Genomic DNA, 24,141 nt, shown 5'->3' on the forward strand with positions numbered 1-24,141 from the left:
CGATGAAGATACTGCTCGCCGACTCCCTGCCCGCCACCGCCCTCGCCCGCCTCGAGGCTGCCGGCGACGAGGTCGTGGTCGACGCCTCCCTCACCGCCACCGACCTCGGCGCGGCACTCGCCGGATTCGAGGTCCTCGTGGTCCGCTCGACCGAGGTCACCGCCGACGCCCTCGCCCACGCCGACGAACTCGCCCTGATCGTGCGAGCCGGTGCCGGAACCAACACCATCGACACGGTCACGGCCGCCGAGCTCGGCATCTTCGTGTGCAACGTGCCGGGCCAGAACGCGCTGGCCGTCGCCGAGCTCGCCATGGGGCTGCTGATCGCCGTCGACCGCCACATCGCCGCCGCGACCGCCGATCTGCGAGCGGGGCAGTGGAACAAGAAGGCCTACTCGAAGGCCGACGGGCTGTTCGGGCGCACACTCGGCATCATCGGTCTGGGCGACATCGGCATCGCGATGGCCGCCCGGGCGACCGCCTTCGGGATCGACGTGATCGCGATCGACAAGCCGGGCCGACCCGCGACAACGCTCGAACGGGCGAGCCGGGCCGGAGTGCGGTTCGTCTCGTCGCTCGACGCGTTGCTCGCGACCGCCGACATCGTCTCGCTGCACGTTCCGGGTGGCTCCGAGACCAAGGGCATGGTCGACGCCGGGTTCCTCGCCAAGATGAAGGACGACGCGATCCTGCTCAACACCTGCCGCGGCGACGTGGTCGACGAAGCCGCGCTCATCGCCGCGATGGACACCCGCGGCCTGCGAGCCGGTCTCGACGTGTTCGCCGACGAGCCGGGCAGCAGCACCGGCGAGTTCGTGTCGGCGCTGGCGCAACACCCGTCGGTGGTCGCGACCCACCACGTCGGCGCGTCGACCGAACAGGCACAGCAGGCGGTGGCGGCGGGGACGATCGACGCCATCGAGGCCTACCGGGCCGGCGGCGTCGTCAACTGCGTGAACATGGAGGCCGAACCCCAACGGGCCGCCACGCTCTCGGTCCGCCACAAGGACCGCGTCGGTGTGCTGGCCGCCGTCCTCGCGATCCTGCGGGGTTCCGATCTCAACGTCTCGACGATGTCGAACCGGGTGTTCGCCGGTGCCAGGGCGGCAGTCGCCGCGATCGACGTCGACGGCGTGCCGACCGACGAGGTCCTCGCCCAGATCACGGCCCACGAACACGTGATCAACGTCTCCGTGACCCTCGCATGAAACACCCGCTCTTCACCCCGTTCCGGGGGTGGCTCATCGCCGACGAATGGGCCGAGCGCGTGGTCGCCGGCGCCTACGACGCGAAGACGCCGGCGGAACGCCGCGCCATCGTCGAGTCCAATCCCTACAGCTATTTCGGGGTGACCCGTTCCGCCGGTGATCTCGGTCCCGGCGACGATGCCGATGACGAGACGCTCCTCCGACTCGGCGCCGAGACCCTCACCCGCATCCTCGACGTCGGTGCGTTCACTCCGTCGGACCACGCAGCCTTCTACGCGTATCGCCTCGTCTTCGGCGACCATTCCCAGACGGGGATCGTCGGCGCCCTCGACGTCGACGGGCTGCGCGACGGTCGGGTGCTGACCCACGAGAACGTTCGCCCCGAGCGGGCCACGCTGCTCGGCCACCACCTCGAGGTGGTCGGTGCGACATCCTCGCCGATCGCGCTCACCCATGAGCCGGACCCTGCGCTGCGCGAGTTGCTCGTCGAGGCGAGCACCCGTCGGCCCGATGTCGATCATGTGGTCGAGGAAGTTCGCCACCTCATCTGGACGCTCGACATCCGGGAGAGCGAACGCGTCACCGACCTCCTGGCCGACGCGACCGTGTATGTGACCGATGGGCATCATCGGTCGGCCGCAGCCCTCGCGGGACGCGACGCGCATCCCCAGGACCCGGCGTTCGAGAGGACGCTCGCCGTCCTCTTCCCGGCCGACGAGCTCCGGGTCGAAGCGTTCCATCGCCGAGCCCCCGACGTCGATGCTCGCAACGTCGACGATCTGCGGAAGTCGCTGGCGACGGTGGGGACGGTCGCCGCGGCCGCCGACGCCGACGATGCCGCCCCCCGCCGACGCGGCGAGATCGGCATCTACCAGGACGGACAGTGGGCGAAGCTCGTCCTCGACCCCCAGGAACGGCCGTCCGCGCTCGCGTCGCTCGATGTCGAACGGCTCCGGCGCGACGTCATCGGCCACGTCCTCGGCATCGACGAACTCGCGCACGGCAGTGGGGTCGACTACGTGCCCGGCCCGTCGGGCGTCGGCGAGCTCGTCGCCCGCTGCGATGCCGACGGCATGCTCGGCTTCGTCGTGTTCCCCACCGACATCCACGACCTCATGGCCGTCGCCCAGGCCGGCGAGCTCATGCCACCCAAGTCGTCGTACTTCGCACCCAAGCCGCGCTCGGGCGTGTTCCTGCGCGTCCTCGGGATCGGCGCCACCGCCCATCTGCCGCCGAGCTGACGCCCGGCGAGCCGGTCAGCGCGGGATCGCTCCGAGCATCCGGGCCGCGGCCAGGGTGTTCTCCATGAGGCAGCCGATGGTCATCGGTCCGGTGCCGCCGGGCATGGGGGTGATCGCACCGGCGATCTCCTGGACACTGTCGAAGTCGACATCGCCGACGATGCCTTCCTCGGTGCGGGAGATGCCCACGTCGAGCACCGCCGCGCCGGGCTTCACGAAGTCGGCGGTGACCAGGCGGGCCATTCCCGCCGCGGCCACGATGATGTCGGCTCGCCGACACACTGCGGCGAGATCGGCGGTGCGGCTGTGGGCCAGGGTGGCCGTCGCGTCGCAGCCCTTGCGGCCGAGCAGGAGCACTTGGGGAAGCCCGACCAGCGTCGACCGACCGATGACGACGGCCTCCCGGCCCGAGGTCTCGACGCCATAACGCCGCAGGAGACGCATCACCCCGAGCGGGGTGCAGGGCACGTGCCCGACCCGACCCCGAACGAGCCGCCCCATCGAGCGCTCGGTGAGCCCGTCGACGTCCTTCTCCGGCGGTACCAGATCGAGCACGGCCTCGGCATCGAGACCGGCGGGAAGCGGCAGTTGCACGAGGATGCCGTGGACGTCGGGATCGTCGGCCAGGTCGCGCACCGCGGTCTCGACATCGTCTTGCGTCGCGTCTGCGGGGAGCTCGACGTGGCGCGACACCATGCCGGCCTCCTCCGCCTTGCGGTGCTTGTTGCGCACATAGATCTGACTCGGCTTGTCGCTGCCGACGAGCACCGTCGCGAGGCACACGCCGGGGTTGCCCAACCCGTCGATCTCGGACCGGATCCCGGCCACGATCTCGTCGCGGAGCTTGTTGCCGTCCATCAGCACAGCGCCGCTCGCGGTTCGTTCGAAGTCGTCGTACGAAGTCACCCGGGCACGCTACCCGCTGCACACCGGGGCGATGTCGACCTAGCGTGCGCGGATGGACGACCCCCGCACCGGCCCGATGAGCGGTATCCGGATCCTCGACATCACGCAGGTCGTGGCCGGTCCGCTGGCCACCCAGATGCTCGCGGAGCAGGGTGCCGAGGTCATCAAGATCGAGCCGCTCGGTGGAGAGCTCCTGCGACTCGGGCTCCGTCACGGCTTCCCGCCGCTCTTCGCCAACGACAATCGGGGGAAGCGGTCGGTCGCGATCGACACGACGACCGAGACGGGTCGCGACCTCGTGCTCGAGTTGGCCCGCGACGCCGACGTCTTCATCGAGAACTTCCGCCCCGGCGTCAGCGAGCGGCTCGGACTCGGCGAGGCCGCGGTGCGCGGCGTCGCTCCCGACATCGTCTACGTGTCGGTCACCGGGTTCGGCCCGACCGGACCCTACGCAGAGCGCGCCTGTCTCGACCCGGTCATCCAGGGACTGACGGGCATGGTCCACGGGCAGACGAGTCGCGACCTGCCGTTCCCGGATCTGATCCGCACGCTCGTCGCCGACAAGACCACGGCCTACACCGCAGCACAGGCGATCTCGGCTGCCCTGTTCGCCCGGGAGCGCGGGGCCGGCGGGCAACACATCGAGATCGCGATGCTCGACGCCGTGCTGGCGTGGTTCTGGCCCGACGGCATGAGCGACTTCACCCTGCCCGACGATCCGCTCCCCCGGCGCCGGGCCAGCGACAACTATCGCCTCACCGACACCGCCGACGGCCAGATCATCTACTACCTCGCGTCGACCGATCAGGTCCGCGGCATGTGGCGAGCGCTCGGACGCGACGATCTGCTCGCCGACGACCGGTACAACCACATCGGCCTCGGCGCCGATCCCGAAGCGCTCGCGTTCGTCGGGGCGACCATCGTCGAGGAGATCGGGAAACTCACGACCGACGAGGCCATCGAGCGGCTGGCCCGCGAGAGCGTGCCGGCCGGTCCCATCCACGAACGGGCCGACGTGCTCACCGACCCGCAGATCGTGCACAACGAACTCATCGTGGAATGGCAGCACCCCGATCTCGGGCGGGTACGCCAGGTCCGACCACCGGTGGTGTTCCACGGAACACCGACCACGATGCTGCACCAGATCGAGGACATCGGGACCAGCACCCGGTCGGTGCTCCACCGGGCGGGTCTCGACGACGCCCGCATCGACGACCTGGTCGCCCGCGGGGTGGTCGCGGCGCCCTGATCGCCCGCCGAGGAATGGGCCGAATGGCCCTCATGTGCCTCATTCCCGCGCCGATGCGGCCGATCTGAACAGTGTTGGATCAGGGGTCGGCCGCCCAGCGCCGCCGACCGAGGAGAGGGCTGCATGGGGAGTCGTGCACTGCTGAAGGGCGAACAACGGGCACTCGTCGGCATCGTCGCGCTCACGCTCGTGGGGACGATGGGCGAGGCCGGGTTCCTCGTCATCATCGCCCGGGCCGGCGTGGCCCTCGCGAACGGCGACGAGGTGATCACCCTCCAGGGCGATCACACGGTCACCATGGTGGTCGGCCTCGCCGCCGCGGCTGCGTTCATCGCCCTGCGTTTCGTCGCCAACATCGGTGGCGCCGCGCTGTCGAGCGTCAGCATGGCCCGCGCGTCGATCCGTCTGCAGTCGGAGTTCACCGATGCCTACCTCGCCACCGCGTGGGACGTGAAACACGGCCTGGCACCCGGCCGGGTCCAGCAACTGCTCAGCAACTACGCGCGGACGGCCGTCAATGTCGTCGCCGCCGTGAGCCGAGGACTCACTGCCGGCGTCAGCCTCTTCGCGCTCATCGCCGTCGCGTTCGCGATCCAGCCCTACATCACGATCGTCGCCGCCGTGCTCGTGGCCGCGCTCGGTGCCGCGATGATGCCGTTGCGGCGAAAGGTCCAACAGGTCTCGCAGCGCGCCGCCGCCGCCCAGGTCGCGTTCGGGACCCGGGTCCACGAGACCGAGTCGATGGCGCTCGAGATCGAGGTCCACGGCGTGCGCGACGCGGTCGCCGACCGGGTCCGCACCGACGCCACCGAGGCCGCCAATGCGCTCGGGTGGTCGCAGTTCGCCCAGCTCGCCATCGGTCCCGCGTACCAGCTCGTCGCCTATGGCGGTGTCGTCGGGCTGCTCGCCGTCGGCATCAGCACCGGCGTCGACGACATCGGCACCGTCGGTGCGGTCCTCATCCTGCTGCTGCGTTGCCTCGGCTACGGACAGTCGCTGCAGGTCGCCCGGGCGCAATACGTCCAGGCCGACGTGTACACGACCGCACTGGCCGACGAGGTCGTCCGATACCGCGAAGCGACCCCTGCCGCGGGCACGGCGTCGGCCGACACCCGCACGGGCCTGTCGGCCGTCGGCCTCGACTACACGTACGACGACGAGCCGACGTTGCACGATCTCTCGTTCGAGGTCGCGCCCGGCTCGATCATCGGCGTCGTCGGACCCTCGGGCAGCGGCAAGTCGACGCTCACCCAGCTGGTCCTCGGCCTGCGCGAATCAGGGGGCGCTCTCCGCTTCGACGGTGTGCCCATCGACGATGCCGATCCGGCGTGGTGGCGCACCCAGGTCGCGATGGTCCCCCAGCACAGTCAACTGCTGACCGGCTCGGTCGCCGACAACGTCCGCTTCCTTCGTGACGAGATCACCGACGCCGCCGTCGTCGAGGCGTGCCGCCGGGCCGCGATCCACGACGAGATCCTGGCGATGGGCGGCTACGAGGCCTCGGTGGGCGAACGGGGCGGTGCCCTGTCGGGTGGCCAGCGCCAGCGGCTCTGCATCGCTCGCGCCCTCGCCGGACGACCCAACCTGCTCGTGCTCGACGAGCCGACCAGCGCGCTCGACGCCGGCGCGGAACGCCACGTTCTCGACTCGCTCGCCGCGCTACGGGGCGAGACCACGATCCTCGTCGTCACCCACCGTCTCGCCGTGCTCGACGTGTGCGACCACGTCCTCAGCCTCGACGGAGGCCGCATCGAGTACCTCGGCCCCACCGCCGGGTACCGGGAGCGTCTCGATCCGTCCTGGAGCATCTGAGATGCCCGCGATCCGCCCTTCTCGGATCTCCGCCCTCGGCCGACCGCTGCGGCGGGCCAGCAGCGGCGTCGACCGTGCCATGGTCCATGCCGAGACTCGCAGCCGGCTGCGACGAAACCCGATCGTCGTCTACTCGATGGGCAAGACCGGCACCACGTCGCTCACCACGGCGCTCGAAGCCGCCAGCGGTCGGCCGGTGGTGAAGGCCCACGCGTTGAGTCCCCGCGGGATAGCAACGAGGCTTGCCAAGGCCCAACGGCTCGCGATCGTCGAACGACCACGCTTCTTGTGGTCGTGCGAGGAGATCGCCCGCGCCCTCGGCGCCGGCGGCCGATGGGACCTTCTCTGCGGCGTGCGCGATCCGGTGGCGCTCGCCGTGTCGGACCACTTCTACGGCCTCCAACGTCAGCGCGAGGTGGGCCGCGACCCCTGGGTCGACGAGCACGACGCCGACGGGCACGCCGCCGCGATCGCCGACAACCTCCGCACGAACTTCATCGAAACCGACTGGTTCTCCGAAGAGCTGGGAGCGGTCACCGGTCTCGATGTCTACGCGACGCCGTTCCCCCACCACGAAGGCTTCTCGACCCACGAGGACGGTCGCTTCCGTGCCCTCGTGGTGCGAGCAGAGGACCTCGACGACGTCGGCCCACGGGCGATCGCGTCGTTCCTCGGTCTGCCGGCGCCGCTGCCCATCGAACGTCGCAACACCGGAACGGCAGGGGACCCGACCTCGGCCTACCGTCGCTTCGTCGACCGCGCCGCACTGCCCGACGACCTCGTCGACGCGGTGTACGCAACGCCGCTCGCCCGGCACTTCTACCGCGACGACCAGCGCGCCCGGTTCCGGGCCCGCTGGACGGGAGCACGGGTGTGAACAGTCCCGAGATCTCCGTCATCATCCCGGTCCACAATGCCGCCGACACCCTCGTCGAGCAGCTCGACTCGGTGCATGCCGCCCAGACGCATGCGCCACCCGGCGAGATCCTCGTCGTCGACAACCGCTCGACCGATCGATCGGCCGCGCTGGCCACCGAGTGGGCCCGCCGCCGCAACGTCGACCTCCGCGTGATCGACGCCGGCGAGCGGGCCGGTGAGCCCTTCGCCCGCAATGTCGGCCTCGCCGCGGCGAGAGGCGACCACGTCCTGTTCTGCGACGCCGACGACCGCGTCGCCCCCACCTGGATCGCGTCGATGACCCACGCACTTCGCACCGCGTCGTATGCGACCGGCCCCATCGACATGCACGAACTCAACCCCGCGTGGATCGCCGACGTCCGCGGCTCCTCGGTGACCGGACGATCGCTGCTGTACGACCGGGTGCCCTACGCCCACGGCTGCAACATGGGATTCCGGCGCGACGCGCTCATCGCCCTGGGCGGCTTCGACGAGCGCTACACCGCCGGCTGCGATCTCGACATCGCGATCCGCATGTGGGAAGCCGGCCACGAACTCGGCTACGACGACGGCGCCGTGATCCACTACCGACTGCGCCCCACACTGCGCGAGACCTACCGGCAGGGTCGCTTCTACGGCCGCTTCCGCGTCCCGATCCGCCGTCGACTCGCCGAGGCCGGTGTGGCCACCGCCGGCGCATCCCGTACCGGTCGCCGACTGTTCTGGCTGGCCCGCAAGGTGCCGGTCGCCGTCGTGCACCGCCCGACCCGCGCCCGCTGGGTCTGGGTGCTCGGCCAGGTGGTGGGCGAACGCCTCGGCGCCCGTGAGTTCGGGGAGAAGCGCTGACATGCCGCTCGACCTCTCCGTCATCATCCCGTGCCACAACGAGGCCGCGACCCTGCCGGCCCAGCTCGAATCGCTCCAGGCCCAGGAATGGGACGGCGCGTGGGAGATCATCGTCGTCGACAACGGATCGACCGACGACACCGCGGCGGTGGCCGAACGGTACGCGCACGGTCCCGTCCCCGTGCGCGTCGTCGGCGCCACGGAGCGGGCCGGCGTCGCCTACGCCCGCAACAGTGGCGCCCGTGAAACCGATGCCCGTTCGATCGCCTTCTGCGACGGCGACGACGTGGTCTTCCCCGGGTGGACCGCGGCGATCGGCAACGCCCTGGTCGACGAGCCGCTCGTCACCGGCACCCTCGACGGCGAACGGCTCAACGAGCCGTGGCTCGCCCGTACCCGGCCGATGGGCTCCAGCGACTCACTGCCCCATTTCGGTCGGGTCCCGTTCGCCCGCGGCAACAACAGCGCGATGCACCGCGCGCTCTGGGAGGAGCTCGAGGGCTACGACGAGGGCTTCACCGGCCTCGAGGACATCGAGTTCTCCGTGCGCGCCGCCGGCGCCGGCTACCGCCCCGCGCTCGTCCCCGACGCCCGCGTCGCCTACCGCTTCCGTTCCGGACTGCGAGCCACGTGGCGCCAGGGAATCCACTACGGACTCGGCCAACCCGAGATCGCCCATCAGGCCGCCACGTTGGGGCTTCCCGGACCGGGCCGGTTCCGCGGGTTGAAGTCGTGGGCCTGGTTGCTGACCCGCACCCCGACCCTCGTCAGCCGGGCCGGGCGGTACGCGTGGCTGTTCACGCTCGCCGTGCGCTGCGGGGTCCTGCGCGGCGTGGCCGCGACCCGCCGGCTCTACTTCTGAACGGGAACCGACCTCGGTGTCGCGGCCACGCTCCGCGGTGGCCGATGCGGTCATCGCCGACCGCTAGCGTTGGCGGGTCATGGTCGAACCGCTGCGCACCCATGGGGTCCTGATCACGTTCCGGCGCCGGGACGCACTCGTCGATCACCTCCGGATCCTCGCCGCGCAGACGCGACCACTCACCTCACTGCTCGTGGTCGACAACGACAACGACCCCGCCATCCGCGCCATCGTCGAGGCGGAAACCGCCGCGGCACCCGACGTCCGCTATCTCGGCCTCGACGACAACCCCGGTCCGGCCGGCGGGATCTCGGCCGGCATCGCCGACGTGCTGGCGCGCCACGCCGACACCGACTGGCTCGTCCTGCTCGACGACGACGACCCGCCGCCGCGCCCCACCACCCTCGAGGCGCTGGCCACCACCACCGCGGCGTTGGCCGCCGGGGACCCCGACCTCGGCGGGGTCGGCCTGTGGGGTTCGACGCTCGCGTCGAGCGGCCGCCTCCACGCCGCGACGGGCACGGCGCCCGAGCGAGTCGCCTACCTCCCCGGCGGCGCCTGTCCTCACTATCGGATCGGCGCGCTGCGCGAGGCCGACGGCCCGGACCCCGCCCTCTTCTTCGGGTTCGACGATCTCGATCTCGGCCTCGCGCTCGAGCGGTCCGGCGCGTCGCTCTGGTCGAGCGGACTCGCCCGCGAGCACGGGTGGACGACGATGGTCGAAGGTCGTACCGCCTCCGCCGCGGTCGACGCTCCGAGCTGGCGCCGCTACTACAGCCTCCGCAACCTGGTGCTGGTGCTGCGCCACGACGGCCGCAGCGGCGCGGCACTCACCATGTCGCTGCTCGCCGGGATCGCCAAGCCGCTCGTCAATCTCCCCCTGCGCCCCCGGGTCGGCTGGCGGAACCTCCGACTCAATCTCATGGCGCTGCGCCACGGGTGGACCGGGCAGGCCGGCAAACACCTCGACCCGCTCGATCTTCCCGAGTGGCTGCGATGACCGCGAACCGCGCCGCGCCGCTCTTCGTGATCGGGTGCCCCCGGTCGGGCACCACGCTCCTGCTCGACCTCCTGGCCGGCACCCGGGCGTTCGGCTACGTCAGCACGAGCGGCACGCGGCGCGACGTCGGCGAGTCGCTCCACGGCCGCACCCGGATCTACGACACCCCGCTGGTCGGCGAGTACCTCTACACCCACCGGTCCCGACTGCTCGGCGCGACGGCGCGGTTCGGGCCCCTCGGTCGGGCGGCACGGCGGCGTCTGCCGTCGGCGATCGAGCCGTGGGAGTTCTGGGAGGACCTGATCCCGACCTTTCGGCCGGAATGGGGCGACGGGCCCGCCGTCGACCCGTCCGCCACCACCCTCACGACCGATGTCGTCGAACGCACGCGTGCCGTCGTCGACGACCTGCTCGACCGGCAACGACGCGAGGTCCTGCTGTCGAAATACACCGACTTCCCGAGGATCGATCTGATGCGGGCGATCTTCCCGACCGCCCGCTTCGTCCACATCCGCCGGGATCCCCACGCCGTCGCCAACAGCTACGCGGTCGAGATCGAGTCCGGCCGGTTCGGCACCTGGGGCTATCGCGACTGGTGGGCGACGCAATGGCCCGACTCGGCCCGCGACCACTGGCGGGCCAACGGTGAGACGATGCTCGGCTTCGCCGCCCACAATCGCAACCGCCTCGTCGAGCTGATCGAGCAGGCGACCGCCGACGACCCGCAGTGCATGGCCGTCACCTACGAGGAGCTGGCGCTCGATCCGACCGCGACCCTCGACCGGATCCTGCGCTTCGCCGGCGTCACCACCCGGACCGACCTCGACCGGCTCGTCGCGTCCCGACGGGTCGCCAACACCAACGAGGGGTGGCGGGCGAAGCGGTCGGCGCAGGAGGCCGCCCTCCTCGACGAGATCCTGACTCCCGAGGAGCAATGAGCCGCGTGCGCCACAACCGATCCACCGCCTTCGAGGCCGCCCGACGCGAACGACCGAACGACGTCACCGGGTGGAGCGACATCGCCGCCGATCCCAACGACCCTCGCGTCATCGCCCATCGGGCCCGCACCCTGCAGGCCGCGTGGCGGCCCGGCATCGCCGACCGAGTGCGGTTCCTCTCCGACCGCTGCCGCGACAAGAACGTGCTCGACATCGGTTGTGTCGCCCACGACGAGGCCCGTCTCGGCGGCGACGACTGGCTCCACGGCCACATCGCCCGCGCCGCGGCGCGCTGTGTCGGCGTCGACATCCTCGCCGACGGTGTCGCGGCGGTGAATGCGGCCGGGTTCGACGCCGTCGTCCACGACCTGACCGCCGGTCTCGGCCCACTCGCCGACCGTGGCCCCTTCGACGTGATCGTGGCCGGGGAGCTCATCGAACACGTACCCGATCTCGACATGGTGTTCCGGGTGGCCGCCGAGGGGCTGTCGCCCGACGGCGAACTCATCCTCACCACGCCCAATCCGTACGCGCCGCAACGCGTGCGCGCCGGCCAACTCGGCATCGTCTGGGAGAACGTCGACCACGTCAGCTACCTGTTCCCCAGCGGCATCGCCGAGCTCGCCGAGCGACGGGGCCTGCGCCTCGCCGAGGCGGCCACGGTCGACGAACACACGCGGCCCGGAGGTCCCCGCCTGCAGCGGCTGAAGCGGACCATCCGTGGCAGCCACTGGCGCAACGTCGGTTTCGCGACAACCGACGACGCGGCACAGACCCCGGTCGACTCCGGCCCGATCGGCCGAACGCTTCGCGGTCTCGCCCGTCCCCGCCGCCGTTTCCTCGGCGAGACCTTCGTCTACGTGGTCAGACGACACGTCGGGCCAGGCCCTTCCGCGGCGTAGCCTGCCACGATGCGCGACCTCTACCGCTGGCAGCACGACGCACTCACTGCCTGGCATCGGTGTGGTCGCAAGGGCGTGATCGAGGCCGTCACGGGGTCGGGCAAGACCGATGTCGCCATCACCGCCATCGCCGACGCGCTCGAACGCGGACTCTTCGTGCTCGTGATCGTGCCGTCGAGAGTGTTGATGGAGCAGTGGAACGAGCGCCTCGTCGAGTCGCTGCCCGAACGCTCGATCGGTCGTCTCGGCGATGGCTATCGCGACCGGCCGGCCGACTGCGATGTGCTGGTCACCACGCGCCACAGCGCGGCGAGCCGGGTACCGCTGCCGAAAACCGACGCCGGCGGACTCCTCGTGGCCGACGAGTGCCACGGCTTCGGCGGTGCCGTGCTGCGCAAGTCGCTGCTGCCGGAGTACCAGGAACGGCTCGGTCTCACCGCCACCCTCGAACGGTCCGACGACGCCGTCGAGTCGATCCTGCTCCCCTACTTCGGCGGCATCTGCTACCGCTACGACTTCGGCGCCGCGATCGACGACGGTGTGTGCGCACAGCCCCGCGTGGCCTTCGTCGCGGTGCCCCTCACCGCCGAGGAGCGCAGCGAGTACGACGCCACCGAGGGCACCATCGTGGCGGCCCGACGGGTGCTCAAGAACGTGCCGGGTGTGCCCCACACCCCGTTCGGCGACTTCCTCGCCGCTGTCCATCACCTCGCGGAGAACGACGGCGGACCCGATGGCAAGGCGGCCAACGACTATCTCGAAGCCTTCGCGGCCCGACGCGAGATCGTCGCCACGAGCTCGGCGAAGTACGAATCGCTCGGCACGTTCGCCGACGTCATCAAGACGGCGAAGGGGGCGCTCATCTTCACCGAGACGGTCCGCGCCGCAAACCACGCGATCGTCCGTCTCGATCCCCATGTCGACATCGAGATCATCACCGGCGGCACCGGCCGGACCGACCGGGGACAGATCCTCGACGATCTGCGCGACGGCAGCCTCGACGCCGTCGCCGCTCCCCGAGTGCTCGACGAGGGCGTCGACGTCCCCAACGCCAACCTCGGCATCGTCGTCAGCGCCAGCCGCACCCGCCGCCAGATGATCCAGCGCATGGGTCGCATCCTGCGACGCAAACCGGCGGGCAGCGGGGCCCGTTTCGTGATCATCTTCTCGGCCGACACGTTGGAGGACCCCCGCTACTCCGATGGCGGCGACGGGTTCCTCGACGAGATCGAGAGCATCTCCGAGTCGTCGTTCATCTTCGGCCCCGAGCAGACCGACAAGCTCACCGAGTTCCTCGACTACAACGGCCCCGACGTGATCATCGAGCCCGAGACGGTCGGCCACTTCACCGCACCGGACCTCTCCCCCGACGAGATCACCGAATGGGCCGACTCCGCGCCCTATCTCGAGATCCGCAGCCCCGAGCTCCCCACGATCTCGCAGCCGAAGATCGTCAAGGAGAAGCCCCGCCTGTCGACCGGCGAGCACCCGGTCCGCCTCGAGGCCGTCGGCAAGGAATGGGTCCTGCGCTGTACCGGCTGCGGTGTCGCGTCGGAGCCCCGCGCGTTCAAGTGGCAGGCCCTCGACGACAAGGTGGATTGCACCTGTCTGCGGTGATGCTTCTAGGGTCCGTTCCATGAGCGAATACGGAGAAGTCACACCCAATCCGAGCGCCGGCGGCGAGACCCCCGACGATCACCAGTGGGTCATCCTCGACGATCCCATCCCGGGCGTGCGACGGGTCACGTTCAATCGGGCGAACAAGCGCAACTCGATGATCCACCCGCTGCGCGGCGCGATCCTCCAGGCGTTGCGCGAAGCCGACGACGACCCCTCCGTCAAGGTCTCGATCATCCGCGGCGACGGCCCGTCGTTCTCCGCCGGCTACGACCTCGCCGGCGGCAACGAAGGGTACGAGCTGCCCTTCTTCACCGCGAGCGGTGAGGGCCAGTGGCCCCGTCACGTCACCGAGGGTTGGATGAGCATCTGGGACCTCGCCAAGCCGGTGATCGCCCAGGTCCACGGCTACTGCCTCGCCGGCGGTTCCGAGCTCGCCACCTGCTGCGACCTGGTCTACATGGCCGAAGATGCCCAGATGGGCTACCCGGCGACCCGCTTCGGCGTGCCCGACATGCACTTCCACGCGTGGTTCATGGGCATGCGCAAGGCGATGGAAATGATGATGACCGGCGACTCGGTCAGCGGTCTCGAGGCCGTCCAGTACGGCTGGGCCAACCAGGCGTTCCCGGCGGAGGACCTCACCGAAGAGGTGTTGAAGATCGCCGCTCGCATCGCCCAGACCCCGTCCGATGTCGTCGCCCTCAACAAGCGCGTCGTCCACCGCCAGATGGAAGTGATGGGGCTGCGCACCGGCATCCGCCAGGGCACCGAGCTGTGCGCGCTGGGCACCCACACGGAGTCGATGCGCCTCTTCATCCAGGGTGTGCAGGAGAAGGGCCTCACCGCGACCCTCACCGAGCGCGACGAGCCCTACGACGACTACCGCACGGCGGCGGAACAGCCCAAGGTCGCCGATTGACGCTCAGCCGGCACCGTCGATGAACGGGGCGGTGGTGCCGGCGAGATCCATCGCCGGCATGCCCAGCTTGCGATGATCCCAGGAGCGGACGCGCTCGACCTCGAGCTTCACCGCAACACGCTTCTGCAGCATGATCTCGACGAACGGCTTCATCTCTTCGCTGTAGGGCCCGTTGTAACGCTCGAACACGTTGACACCCATGCGCCAGATCTCGTCGGGGTCCTCGATGACGATGCCGCGACCCTCGAGCGCCACGCCCCGCAGCTGGTCGTAGGTGAGGCCGTCCTCGATCATCACCGAGAGGCGGTCGTTCCGGCGGAGATTAACCACCTTCTGCGCCTTCGACTTCGTCTCGAACCAGACCGTCCCGTCGAGCCAGGCGTACCACATGGCCACGAGATGCGGCGCGCCGTTGGCACCGACGGTGGCCATCGTCGCCGTCCGGCTCTGGTCGATGAAGACGTCGATCTCCTCGTCGGTCATCGTGATCTGCGAGCGCTGGTTCTGTCCCACTGCGGGCTCCTGTCGGTTGGTCTCGGGCGACCCGCCGAGAGTACCGCCCGACCCCGCGCCGGCCCCAGTCCCCGCGTCGCCTCGGGCGAGTCAGTCGCCGACCGCGACCCCGCCCACGGTGTTCACGTCGGCCAGTTGCACCGGCGGCGCCGTCCGCCAGTCGAGGGCGCCGTCGTCGGGCGTGGCGACCCAACGCTTCTGGGGGCCGTCGGTGCGCGTCGCCCAATGTGAGTGGTTGAGCTGGTGGAGATGGAAACAGCCCTGGAGCGCGTTGGTGAATCCCTGATTGTCCATGGTCTGGTTGACCGATTGCTTGATCAACAGCGCTGCCATGGTCGGCACCTGGGCGACCCGGCGGGCGAACTCGACCGTGCGCTCGGAAAGCTCGTCGGCCGGGAAGATCTTGCTGACCATCCCGAGGGCGTGGGCCTCCTCCGCACCGATCGCGTCGCCGGTGAGCAGGAGTTCCTTCGTCTTGCGAGGACCGAATTCCCACGGATGGGCGAAGTACTCCACACCCTGCATGCCGAGGCGGGTGCCCACCACGTCGGCGAAGGTGGCATCGTCGGCGGCGACGATGAGGTCACAGGACCACAGCAGCATCAGCGCGGCGGCGTAGCTGGCGCCATGGGCCTGGGCGATGGTGATCTTTCGCAGGTTCCGCCATCGCAGGGTGTTCTGGAAGAAGTAGTGCCACTCCTGGAGCATCAGCCCTTCGCTGCCCTCCCGAGTGCCGCCGTTCATGGCCCGGGTCGGATGGGTGGCGTACTCCTCCATCGCGACCTTCGAGCCCATGTCGTGACCGGCGGAGAACATCGGCCCCTCGCCGCCCAGGATGACGACCCGCACGTCGTCATCGGCCTCGGCTCGGCCGAACGCGGCATCGAGCTCGACGAGCATCCCGCGGTTCTGCGCGTTGCGGGCCTCCGGCCGGTTGAGCATGATCCGGACGATCGTGCCGTCGTCGATCTCCTCGTAGGTGATGTAGTCGTAGTCGGCCATGGCGGGTCCCTCCGGACGCGGTGTGTGCTCCTCGTCGACCGAGGCTCGCAGCGATACTGCCCCGAAACGCCGGCCATCCGCCTCTCGTGTCCACCGGAGGAGGGCGGCCCGCTCTCGGTAGGTTGCCGGGGTGCGGTTCGTCTCCTACATGTCGCCGGGCTTCCCGGAATCCCTGTTCGAACTCCTCGCGAATCGAATGGGGGCCGAGGTGCACTTCGAGACCGAGACCTCGGGCCCGCCGGCCGAGGTCGACCCGTTCCGCGACGGCACGTTCGACCTCGGCTGGATCTGCTCGACGTCGTTCGTCGATCTCGCCCTCCGGGCCGAAGCGCCGTCGGTGCAGTTGGCCGGTGTCGCCTGGGTTCCCGACGATCCGGACTCCGGTGGGCGCCCCGTCTACTTCGGTGACCTGGTCGTGGCGGCCGACTCCGACGCAGACTCTCTGGCCGAGCTCGCCGGTCGCCGAATCGCGTGCAACGACGTGGTCAGTCTGAGTGGCCACTACGCCCTGCGGATCGCGATCGACGAGCTCGGCTACGACTCCAGCGACTTCGCCGAGCTCGTGTTCACGGGCGGCCACCACAACTCCCTCGACGCCCTCGTGGCCGGCGAGGTCGATGCCTGTGTGGTCGACTCGGTCGTCCGGATCGGGCGGAGCCGTCACGACACGGCCGTCGCCGATCTCCGCCTCGTCGATCGACTCGGGCCGTGGCCCGTGCAGCCACTCGTCGCCCGCCACGATCTCTCACCGGAGTTGGTCGCCGAGGTCCGCCGGGCGCTCCTCGACGCGAACGACGACCCCGAGGTCGTCGACGCGCTGCGAGCCGCGGCGCTGACCCATCTCGTGCCGGTCGACCACACGCACTACGCCCCGGTCCGCGAGGCCTTGGAGCGGAGCGGGCTGACGTTCCCGTAGCGGAGCGTCGTGCTAGAGGCGGACGAGCGACCATCCCATCTCGACGGTGTCAGGAACGCGCACGCCGACGATCGTGAGCGCGTCCGCCGTCCAACGGTAGATCGCCTCCTGACCGAACCGCCGACCGAGTTCGACGGCCTCGTCGGCTTCGAGCCCGATCACGGCGAGTCCGGGCTCGGCCATCGAGCCGTCGGGTGCACTGCCGACGGTGGCAAAGGTCTCACGCGCGCCCAATGCCTCGGCAAGCGCCGCGTGACGGGCCTCGTTGGTCGCCACGTCGGCCTCGATTCCCCCGGGGTTGTATGCGGTGATGATGTGGATCGGCGACCCGAAGGGGTGGTCCCCCGTCCTCCCGGGCGACCGCGGCTCGATGCGATGGTCGCCGTCGGGGAGCGAGATGCGCACGACCGCGCCGGCGAACGCTTCCCACAGGTCGGTCACCGCCACGCTCGACGTCACCGATCGCCGCGAGCGATGGACAGCAGGGTGTCGACGAGTTCGCCTGTCTTCTCACCTAGAACGTTGTGGCCCGATTCGATCTCGATCACCGACCAGTCGGGCCGGCCGCGCAGGTCGGCCGCCTGGCCGTGGTGGTAGCCCGGGTTCCCCGTCGCGAGGATCAGCGTGCGCGGCACCCCGGCCGGCAACGGACCGTCGAGACGGATCGGGGTGCTCAACGCCGCGATCGCCAGCGGAAACGTAGGGGTGGGGCGCTCCGGAGCGGCGAGCATCCCGCCGTTGGCCGCGGCCATTTCACGAGTCGCGGCGGCTTTGTCGGCGGGGAGCAGATCGAGCTGGCATTGGCCCTCGGCAGCGACGCCGGCATCCACGTAGACGACCGCAGCGACCCGATCCCGCAACCCGTTCCACGCCTGGGTGACCGGCATGCCGCCATAGCTGTGGCCGACCAGCATGATGTCCCGGAGGTCGTGTTCGGTCACGTACTCGACGACCGCGTCCGCGTGTCGTACGAGATCCACGTCGGGTCCCGCCTCATCCCCGCGGCGCCCGTGACCGGGCAGACAGATGGCGTGGGGCGTCAGCCCCCCGGCCCGAAGACCGGGGAGCACCGGATCCCACGCCGCCTCCGAAGAGAAGGAGCCGTGAACCAGGACGGCATCGGTGATCGCCACGGACCTCAGCCGACAGCGACGAGCGGGCCGTAGGGCACCTCGCCGCCGTTCGCGCCGACCGAGGCGTCGAAGACGGTGAGACGAATCGCGTCGGCCGCGTCGTACTTGCCCGGCCCCATGCTCGCGAACACCTGGCCCGGGATGTCGATCTCGCCGAGGGATTCCGCCCCCGCGAGGAACGAGTCGTGGGTCAGCTCCGGACCGGCGGCGTTCGCTACCAGCTCGAAGAGTCGCAGATAGGCGCAGAACGGGAGAATGTTGCCGAACCAGTCGGGCTCACCCGTGGGCACCTCGGTGGTGGGCAGCACCGTTTCACCGGGATTGGCCTCCTCGAAGACCCTCACGCAGTCCTGCGTCGACTCGAGCTCCCACACTTCCTCTTCGGACGGACCGGCCGAACCGATGATCCCTTCGAGGTCGGCGGCCACGGCGCCGTCGAGCGCACCGAGGCCGCGGAGCAGCGCCGTCGTGTCGGCCAGGAGGTAGTTGGCATCGAGATCGGACTTCGCGAGCTGGGTCGCTCCGAACGTGCCGGTGTTCTCCACCATCACGACGCTGTCGACCTCCTCGGTCTTGAACAACTCGATGAACCGTTCCCACTGCGCTTCGCCGGCGACGACGTCGCTCGGACTGCTGTCCTGGACCACGTCCACCACGTCCTTGCCGAGCTCCATGAGTGCCGGAATCACGATGTCGTCCGCGAAGTTCTGCTCCTCGGGCCTCACGACCACGGCGACCTTGTCACCCAGCAGTCCCTCTCCCTCCATCAATTCGATCACGCCGGCCAACCGCCGCCCCGCGAACATGGTGTTGGAGATCCAGGGCGCCTCGGACACGGCCAACTGCTCGGCAGTGGGCTGTCCGCCCACGATGATCGTCGCGTTGCGGCTGTTGATGCACGGGTTCAGGTCGTTGTTGGGCCCGGCGAACGGCCCCAGCACTGCGAACACCTGGATGTCTTCGGTCATGCGGACGCAGGCCTCGTCGGCTGCGGTCGCGTCGACGGGCACGATGACTTCGAGATGCGCCTCGAGCATGCGGCCGTGGATGCCGCCGCGGGCGTTGATGTCGGCGATCAGGGCGTCGAGCACGACCTGCGGATCGCCGCGGTCGATGTCGACGAGGCCCATCTCCCGCAGCCGGACGAGGTCGGTGGTCGTGAAACCGAGTCGGATGACCTCCTCGGTCACACCGGTCCACGACGCGGTCAACTCGACCGGCTCCGTGGTGGTGACGTCCGGGGTCTCGTCGGCGCTGTCGTCTGGTTCCGGCGCGACGGTCGTGGAGGTCGTGCCGCTGTCGTCGTCGCCGGCGGCGCCATCGTCGTCACCGCATGCGGCGGCCACCAGTGCGAGGAGCACCAGGAGGGAGACGGCCCAGACTCGCCAGCGGCGTTGTGGGGACTTCATCATGTGACGACTGCTTTCTCTCGTAGGGCGGCGATCTCGTCGCCCAGGCCGAGCTCCGCGAGGATCTCGTCGGTGTGCTGACCCAGGGCGGGGGAATCCCCCGTCAGGGTCGCGGGTGTGCTGGTGAACTGCGCAGGATGCCGCGGCAGCCGGGTGCGGCCGACGAGGTGATGATCGGCTTCGACGAACATGCCGATGGCGACTGCGTGCGGATCACGGGTGAGCTGATCGGGAGTCAGGATCATCGAGTAGGGCACCCGCTCGCGCTCGAAACGCACGGAGGCCTCCTCCATCGTCAGGTTGGCCGCCATGGCGTAGACCATGTCCATCACGGGCGCGAGCACGTCGCGGTTCTTGATCCGCTCCCCGACCGTCGCGATGCGCGGATCGTCCCAGCCGTCGACATCGAGCGCCTTGCACATGCCGGCGAAGTCGTGATCCGAGGTCGGGGTCACGATGCCCCACCCGTCGCTGAAGGCCATCGGTTGGAACCCGGCGACGAAGCTCGAGGCCTGCGACCCGTCGGCGTCCAACATGACCTCGTTGCCCGCGGCGTCGGCCCAGAGGAACGATACGGCCGCGTCGGCCATCGACAGCTTCACGTGCTGGCCCCCGCGACCCCGCGCGCGGGCGAACAACGCCGCCGCGATCGCCTGTGATCCGTAGAGCGCCGTGACCTTGTCGGCTGCGGTCTGGCGCAGGAAGGTCGGAACGCCGTCGTCAGGGTCGGCCTGCGTCGTGGCGAACCCGGCGTATGCCTGCATCACGGTGTCGTAGCAACTGCGGTCGCGGTACGGACCCTCGTCGCCGAAGCCGGAGAACGACGCGTAAACGACGTCGGGGTTGAGGGCCTTGATGTCGTCGTATCCGAGTCCGAGTCGTTCCATGACGCCGGGCCGGAAGTTCTCGATCACCACGTCGGCCTCTGCCGCCAGCTGACGCGCGATCTCGCGTCCCTCGTCGAGCTGGAGATCGAGCGCGATCGACCGCTTCCCACGGTTGCACACCAGGTAGAGGGAGCTCATCCCGTTGACCATCACCCCGACATAGCGGGCGATGTCACCGATGCCCGGACGCTCGACCTTGATCACCTCGGCCCCCTGATCGGCCATCAGCGACGCCGCGTAGGGACCCGTGAGGGCGATGGAGAAATCGAGCACCTTGATGCCCTGCATCGGACCGTCGGTCATGTGCGCTCCTCAGTCCTGGAAGGCCGGCGGGCGGCCTTCCTTGCGGGCCCGAACGCCCTCTTCGAAGTTCTTCGTGGTCATCCGGATGTAGAGCTGGGTATGGGTCTCCATCTCGATCGCGGCGCGGAGACTGCCCATCTCGAGACCGGCCCACATCGTCCGTTTGGTGAGCTGGGTGCCGTGGGTGCTCCACCCGTTGATCTGGTCGGCGAGATCGAGCGCCTCGGCGAGGAGGTCGTCGTCGGGCACAACGCGGGACACGAGACCGATGTTGGCGGCTTCGTGCGCATCCATGTCGCGCCCGGAGAGCATGATCTCCATCGCCCGCGACGATCCGATGGCCCGAGGCAGCAGGAAGCTGAGGCCCAGCTCGGTGGCGGTGAGACCGTTGTTGATCCCGGCGGCACGGAAGTAGGCGGACTCGCCGGCGAGACGGATGTCGGCACCGAGGGTGAGGCACATGCCGCCGCCGATGGCAGCTCCGTTGATCGCACAGATCACGGGCTGGGGCATCCGCTGCATGGCGGGGACGAGATCGGCCAGCACCGACATCGCCTTGCTGGCGATTCGGGTGAGGGTCATGCCCTCGATGTTGGGCGGCGGTCCACCGTCGTCGCTGGTGTCGGCGCCGGAACAGAACCCGCGCCCCGCGCCGGTGAGGATCACCGTGTGGGTGTCGTTGTCCTCGGCAACCTCCTTGAACGCCTCGTGGAGCGGCACCATCAGCCGGAAGGCCATCGAGTTCATCCGCTCCGGATTGTTGAGGGTGATCACCGTCGTGTGGGGACGGGGTTTGTCGATGAGAATGAGGTCGGTGCGCGCGTCGGTCATGTTGTGAGGCACAATAGGCGAAGTGTCTCACAGCCGCATGTCTCAGAGCCGTTGGCGTCGTCACGAGGACGAGGGCCACGCCGTCGATGCGCTCCTCGACGCGGCGGGCCGGGCCTTCGCCGATCTCGGAGTGGGCAAGGCAACCATGGTCGACGTGGCCGCGGTCGCCGGCTGCTCGCGGGCGACGCTCTACCGCTACTTCCCCAACCAGGAGGCGCTGCACCTCGCGTTCGTCCATCGGGCGACCCTGCGGACGGCGAGGTACCTGGCCGGTGAACGCCGAGCGGGCGCACCGAACTCGCTCGCCGACCGGGTGATCGCCGGTGTGGCCTCGGTCCGCTCCGACCCGGCCATGTCCGAATGGTTCGAGCCCGAGAACATGGCGGTGCCGATCAAGGTCAGCCAGAACTCCGACCTCCTGCGGACGATGTCCGCCGGGCTCCTCGCCGAGCTGGCTCCCGAGCCGCACAGCCAGGACGAACTCGAACGGCGGGCCGAATGGCTCCTCCGCTCGATCATCTCGCTGCTGGCCATGCCCGGCCGAGACGCCGAGTCGGAGCGGGCGATGGTCGAGTCGTTCCTCGTCCCCGTGCTCCTCGCTGATCTCACACCGGCTGATCTCACACCGGCTGATCTCACACCGGCTGATCTCGAACCGGCCGATCTCGAACCAACCGATCTCGATTCACAAGGGAGTCATCCATGACCGTCAGTTGCGAGAAAGTGGGCCTCGAGTTCTTCGAGCACGCCCCCACCCTGCACCGAGCCAGTGTGGAGGTCGCCGCCACCCCCGAGCAGGTCTTCGCGGCGTTCCTCGACGCCGAGGCCTGGACCAAGTGGGCGATGCCGATCACCGGCGTCGAGTGGACGTCCGACTTCCCCCTCGAGGTCGGGTCGACCCGCACCGTGCACATGCGCGGCGGGCTCACCGGCTACGAGGAGTTCATCGCCTACGACCACGGGAAGCGGATGGCCTTCCGCTTCAACGAGGTGTCGAAGGAGGGCGTCGAGGCATTCGCCGAGGACTACCGGGTGACCGATCTCGGCGGTGGCCGGAGCCGCGTCGACTGGACGATGGCAATGAGTTCCGGGGGCGAGAAGACCGGTCTGAAGGCCAAGTTCGGTGACACCGTCATGTCGTTCATGGTGAAGCGGATGCTGAAGAAGTTCGGCAAGCTCGTCGAGTCCGACTTCGCGAAGACCGGAGCGGCGGCGTGAGCGACATCGACCTGAACGACATCGATCTGAGCGACATCGACCTCACCGACGCGTCGGTATGGGAGAAGGGCGCACCCCACCATTGGCTCGACAAGCTCCGCACGGAGGACCCGGTCCACTGGCATCCCGAGTCCGACGGGCCCGGGTTCTGGACCATCACCCGGCACGAAGACGTGCGTCGGGTCTCCACCTCGCCCGGCGATTTCTCGAGCTGGGTCGGCGGGCCGACCCGACTCGAACCGGAGAGCATGGATCAGGTCCGGATGATCATCATCGGGATGGATCCGCCGGAGCATCGGGCGTTCCGCAACATCGTGGCCAAGGCCTTCACCCCGAAGATGATCGGCCAGCTCGAGAACTCGCTACGAGCCGAAACGGCCCGGGTGGTCGGCAAGCTCCGCGACCGCGACAGCTGCGACTTCGTCACCGACGTGGCGGCGCTGATCCCCATGTGGTCGATCAGCGAGCTGATGGGTGTGCCCGAGGCCGACCGCTTCCGGCTCTACGAGCTCAGTCACGCCCTGATCGACGATCAGGACCCCGAGGTCGCGCCCACGCCGGAGACGTCGATGAACTCCTCGGTCGAGATCTTCGGCTACGCCAACGAACTGGCCGCGCGCGAGCGCGCCAACCCGACCGGCAGCCTCACGAGCATGCTGCTCGAGGCGGAGGTCGACGGCCGGAAACTCACCGACGTCGAGTACACGCTCTTCTTCATGTTCCTGATCGTCGCCGGCAACGAGACCACCCGGACGGCGAGTTCGCACGGACTCAACACGCTGATCGAACATCCCGAGGCGATGGCGCGACTTCGGGCCGACCCCGACCTCATCCCCGGCGCGGTGGAGGAGATCCTCCGGTGGCAGCCGCCGATCCACCACTTCCGCCGCACCGCCACATGTGACACCACGATCGGCGAGCAGGCGATCGCCGAAGGCGACAAGGTCCTCATGTGGTACGCCGGTTCGAACCGCGACCCGGCCGTGTTCGACGACCCCCACACGTTCCGCATCGACCGCACACCCAATCCGCAGCAGTCGTTCGGCATCGGCGAGCACTTCTGTCTGGGTGCCAACCTGGCCCGTCTCTCGCTGCGGCTCCTCTTCACCGAACTCCTCGCCACGATCGACAACGTCGAGCTCGGCGCCCCGCCCCGCCGGCTGCATTCGAACCTGATCAACGGCATCAAGGAGATGCAGATCCAGTACGACGTGCGACCGGCCTAGCCTGCGACCATGGTCGCCCGGCCCCCGCTCGACGACACGAGCGTGTACAACGTCGAGTCCGACACCGACGAGCACGACGCGAACAACCGGGTCCACCATCACGCCCGCATCGACGACGGGACGCAAACCGCCGCCGATGGCACGTTCACGACCCTGTGCGGGCTGCGGATCCGACGGCGACCGGAAGCTGCCCGGATGCCGTGCTGCCCGATGTGCGCCCTGGTGATGGGGGCGCCCTGCCGCTGAGCCGGTCGCCGCTCCCTCCATCGGCACCCCGGTAGGTTGAGCGGGTGAACCTGCCCA

Annotated in this window: 25 protein-coding genes; 17 read left to right on the forward strand and 8 right to left on the reverse strand. The window is 69.4% G+C overall.

Going from position 1 to position 24,141, the window contains the following annotated elements:
- Positions 1–2 precede the first annotated feature (2 nt).
- Together R2707_09995 and R2707_10000 are read left to right on the forward strand one after the other, a co-directional pair.
- A complete protein-coding gene (locus R2707_09995; GenBank protein MEZ5245416.1) occupies positions 3–1,208 on the forward strand; it encodes an NAD(P)-dependent oxidoreductase in 1,206 nt (401 codons plus the stop codon).
- The gene (locus R2707_10000) at positions 1,205–2,449 is read left to right on the forward strand and encodes a DUF1015 family protein (protein ID MEZ5245417.1); all 1,245 of its coding nucleotides are present in this window, start codon (positions 1,205–1,207) and stop codon (positions 2,447–2,449) included. The genes R2707_09995 and R2707_10000 overlap by 4 nt, the downstream gene beginning before the upstream one ends.
- 15 nt (positions 2,450–2,464) lie before the next feature.
- Here the strand turns inward: R2707_10000 and R2707_10005 are convergent, their stop codons facing one another.
- Positions 2,465–3,355: a bifunctional 5,10-methylenetetrahydrofolate dehydrogenase/5,10-methenyltetrahydrofolate cyclohydrolase gene (locus R2707_10005; protein MEZ5245418.1), complete on the reverse strand. Its 891-nt coding sequence runs from the start codon at positions 3,353–3,355 to the stop codon at positions 2,465–2,467.
- Between the two features lie 52 nt (positions 3,356–3,407).
- On the opposite strand from R2707_10005, the gene R2707_10010 reads away from it, so the two are divergent.
- From R2707_10010 to R2707_10055, 10 genes are all read left to right on the forward strand, one after another.
- Positions 3,408–4,604, forward strand: coding sequence for a CoA transferase (locus tag R2707_10010; protein MEZ5245419.1), 1,197 nt, complete (start codon positions 3,408–3,410; stop codon positions 4,602–4,604).
- 123 nt (positions 4,605–4,727) lie between these two features.
- Positions 4,728–6,416 (forward strand): ABC transporter ATP-binding protein, encoded by a 1,689-nt coding sequence (locus R2707_10015; GenBank protein MEZ5245420.1) that lies wholly within the window; start codon positions 4,728–4,730, stop codon positions 6,414–6,416.
- 1 nt (position 6,417) lies between these two features.
- Complete coding sequence (locus R2707_10020) at positions 6,418–7,293, forward strand: putative capsular polysaccharide synthesis family protein (protein ID MEZ5245421.1); 876 nt, start codon at positions 6,418–6,420, stop codon at positions 7,291–7,293.
- Entirely contained in the window at positions 7,290–8,159 is an 870-nt protein-coding gene (locus R2707_10025) for a glycosyltransferase (GenBank protein MEZ5245422.1), read from the forward strand. Before R2707_10020 ends, R2707_10025 begins: the two co-directional genes overlap by 4 nt.
- Before the next feature lies 1 nt (position 8,160).
- Positions 8,161–9,021, forward strand: coding sequence for a glycosyltransferase (locus R2707_10030; protein MEZ5245423.1), 861 nt, complete (start codon positions 8,161–8,163; stop codon positions 9,019–9,021).
- A 79-nt stretch (positions 9,022–9,100) separates the two neighbouring features.
- The gene (locus tag R2707_10035; GenBank protein MEZ5245424.1) at positions 9,101–10,021 is read left to right on the forward strand and encodes a glycosyltransferase; all 921 of its coding nucleotides are present in this window, start codon (positions 9,101–9,103) and stop codon (positions 10,019–10,021) included.
- Positions 10,018–10,959, forward strand: a complete 942-nt coding sequence (locus R2707_10040; protein ID MEZ5245425.1) for a sulfotransferase — start codon at positions 10,018–10,020, stop codon at positions 10,957–10,959. The genes R2707_10035 and R2707_10040 overlap by 4 nt, the downstream gene beginning before the upstream one ends.
- Before the next feature lie 5 nt (positions 10,960–10,964).
- Complete coding sequence (locus tag R2707_10045; GenBank protein ID MEZ5245426.1) at positions 10,965–11,861, forward strand: class I SAM-dependent methyltransferase; 897 nt, start codon at positions 10,965–10,967, stop codon at positions 11,859–11,861.
- Between the two features lie 9 nt (positions 11,862–11,870).
- Positions 11,871–13,478 carry a DEAD/DEAH box helicase gene (locus R2707_10050; GenBank protein ID MEZ5245427.1) on the forward strand — a complete coding sequence of 536 codons (1,608 nt, stop codon included), beginning with the start codon at positions 11,871–11,873 and terminating at the stop codon, positions 13,476–13,478.
- A gap of 19 nt (positions 13,479–13,497) precedes the next feature.
- Positions 13,498–14,400 carry an enoyl-CoA hydratase-related protein gene (locus tag R2707_10055; GenBank protein ID MEZ5245428.1) on the forward strand — a complete coding sequence of 301 codons (903 nt, stop codon included), beginning with the start codon at positions 13,498–13,500 and terminating at the stop codon, positions 14,398–14,400.
- 3 nt (positions 14,401–14,403) lie between these two features.
- Here R2707_10055 and R2707_10060 read toward each other — a convergent pair whose 3' ends face one another.
- Both R2707_10060 and R2707_10065 read right to left on the reverse strand, forming a co-directional pair.
- Positions 14,404–14,913 carry a PPOX class F420-dependent oxidoreductase gene (locus R2707_10060; GenBank protein MEZ5245429.1) on the reverse strand — a complete coding sequence of 170 codons (510 nt, stop codon included), beginning with the start codon at positions 14,911–14,913 and terminating at the stop codon, positions 14,404–14,406.
- Positions 14,914–15,003: 90 nt separating this feature from the next.
- Positions 15,004–15,915: an enoyl-CoA hydratase gene (locus R2707_10065; protein MEZ5245430.1), complete on the reverse strand. Its 912-nt coding sequence runs from the start codon at positions 15,913–15,915 to the stop codon at positions 15,004–15,006.
- Between the two features lie 130 nt (positions 15,916–16,045).
- On the opposite strand from R2707_10065, the gene R2707_10070 reads away from it, so the two are divergent.
- Positions 16,046–16,831, forward strand: a complete 786-nt coding sequence (locus tag R2707_10070; protein MEZ5245431.1) for a PhnD/SsuA/transferrin family substrate-binding protein — start codon at positions 16,046–16,048, stop codon at positions 16,829–16,831.
- 12 nt (positions 16,832–16,843) lie between these two features.
- Here the strand turns inward: R2707_10070 and R2707_10075 are convergent, their stop codons facing one another.
- The 5 genes from R2707_10075 to R2707_10095 are packed head-to-tail and all read right to left on the reverse strand — an operon-like array spanning position 16,844 to position 21,394.
- The gene (locus tag R2707_10075) at positions 16,844–17,272 is read right to left on the reverse strand and encodes a DUF3293 domain-containing protein (protein ID MEZ5245432.1); all 429 of its coding nucleotides are present in this window, start codon (positions 17,270–17,272) and stop codon (positions 16,844–16,846) included.
- Positions 17,273–17,286: 14 nt separating this feature from the next.
- Positions 17,287–17,964, reverse strand: a complete 678-nt coding sequence (locus tag R2707_10080; protein MEZ5245433.1) for an alpha/beta hydrolase — start codon at positions 17,962–17,964, stop codon at positions 17,287–17,289.
- Between the two features lie 5 nt (positions 17,965–17,969).
- Positions 17,970–19,376 carry an ABC transporter substrate-binding protein gene (locus R2707_10085; protein MEZ5245434.1) on the reverse strand — a complete coding sequence of 469 codons (1,407 nt, stop codon included), beginning with the start codon at positions 19,374–19,376 and terminating at the stop codon, positions 17,970–17,972.
- A complete protein-coding gene (locus R2707_10090; GenBank protein MEZ5245435.1) occupies positions 19,373–20,563 on the reverse strand; it encodes a CoA transferase in 1,191 nt (396 codons plus the stop codon). Before R2707_10090 ends, R2707_10085 begins: the two co-directional genes overlap by 4 nt.
- Before the next feature lie 9 nt (positions 20,564–20,572).
- Complete coding sequence (locus R2707_10095; GenBank protein MEZ5245436.1) at positions 20,573–21,394, reverse strand: enoyl-CoA hydratase; 822 nt, start codon at positions 21,392–21,394, stop codon at positions 20,573–20,575.
- Positions 21,395–21,431: 37 nt separating this feature from the next.
- On the opposite strand from R2707_10095, the gene R2707_10100 reads away from it, so the two are divergent.
- The 4 genes from R2707_10100 to R2707_10115 are packed head-to-tail and all read left to right on the forward strand — an operon-like array spanning position 21,432 to position 24,084.
- Entirely contained in the window at positions 21,432–22,100 is a 669-nt protein-coding gene (locus R2707_10100) for a TetR/AcrR family transcriptional regulator (GenBank protein ID MEZ5245437.1), read from the forward strand.
- Positions 22,097–22,612: an SRPBCC family protein gene (locus tag R2707_10105; protein MEZ5245438.1), complete on the forward strand. Its 516-nt coding sequence runs from the start codon at positions 22,097–22,099 to the stop codon at positions 22,610–22,612. Before R2707_10100 ends, R2707_10105 begins: the two co-directional genes overlap by 4 nt.
- Positions 22,609–23,838 carry a cytochrome P450 gene (locus R2707_10110; protein ID MEZ5245439.1) on the forward strand — a complete coding sequence of 410 codons (1,230 nt, stop codon included), beginning with the start codon at positions 22,609–22,611 and terminating at the stop codon, positions 23,836–23,838. Before R2707_10105 ends, R2707_10110 begins: the two co-directional genes overlap by 4 nt.
- A 9-nt stretch (positions 23,839–23,847) precedes the next feature.
- Positions 23,848–24,084 carry a hypothetical protein gene (locus R2707_10115; GenBank protein ID MEZ5245440.1) on the forward strand — a complete coding sequence of 79 codons (237 nt, stop codon included), beginning with the start codon at positions 23,848–23,850 and terminating at the stop codon, positions 24,082–24,084.
- Positions 24,085–24,141 lie beyond the last annotated feature (57 nt).

The sequence above is a fragment of the Acidimicrobiales bacterium genome (genome assembly GCA_041394245.1).
In the GTDB taxonomy this organism is placed as follows: Bacteria; Actinomycetota; Acidimicrobiia; order Acidimicrobiales; family Aldehydirespiratoraceae; genus JAJRXC01.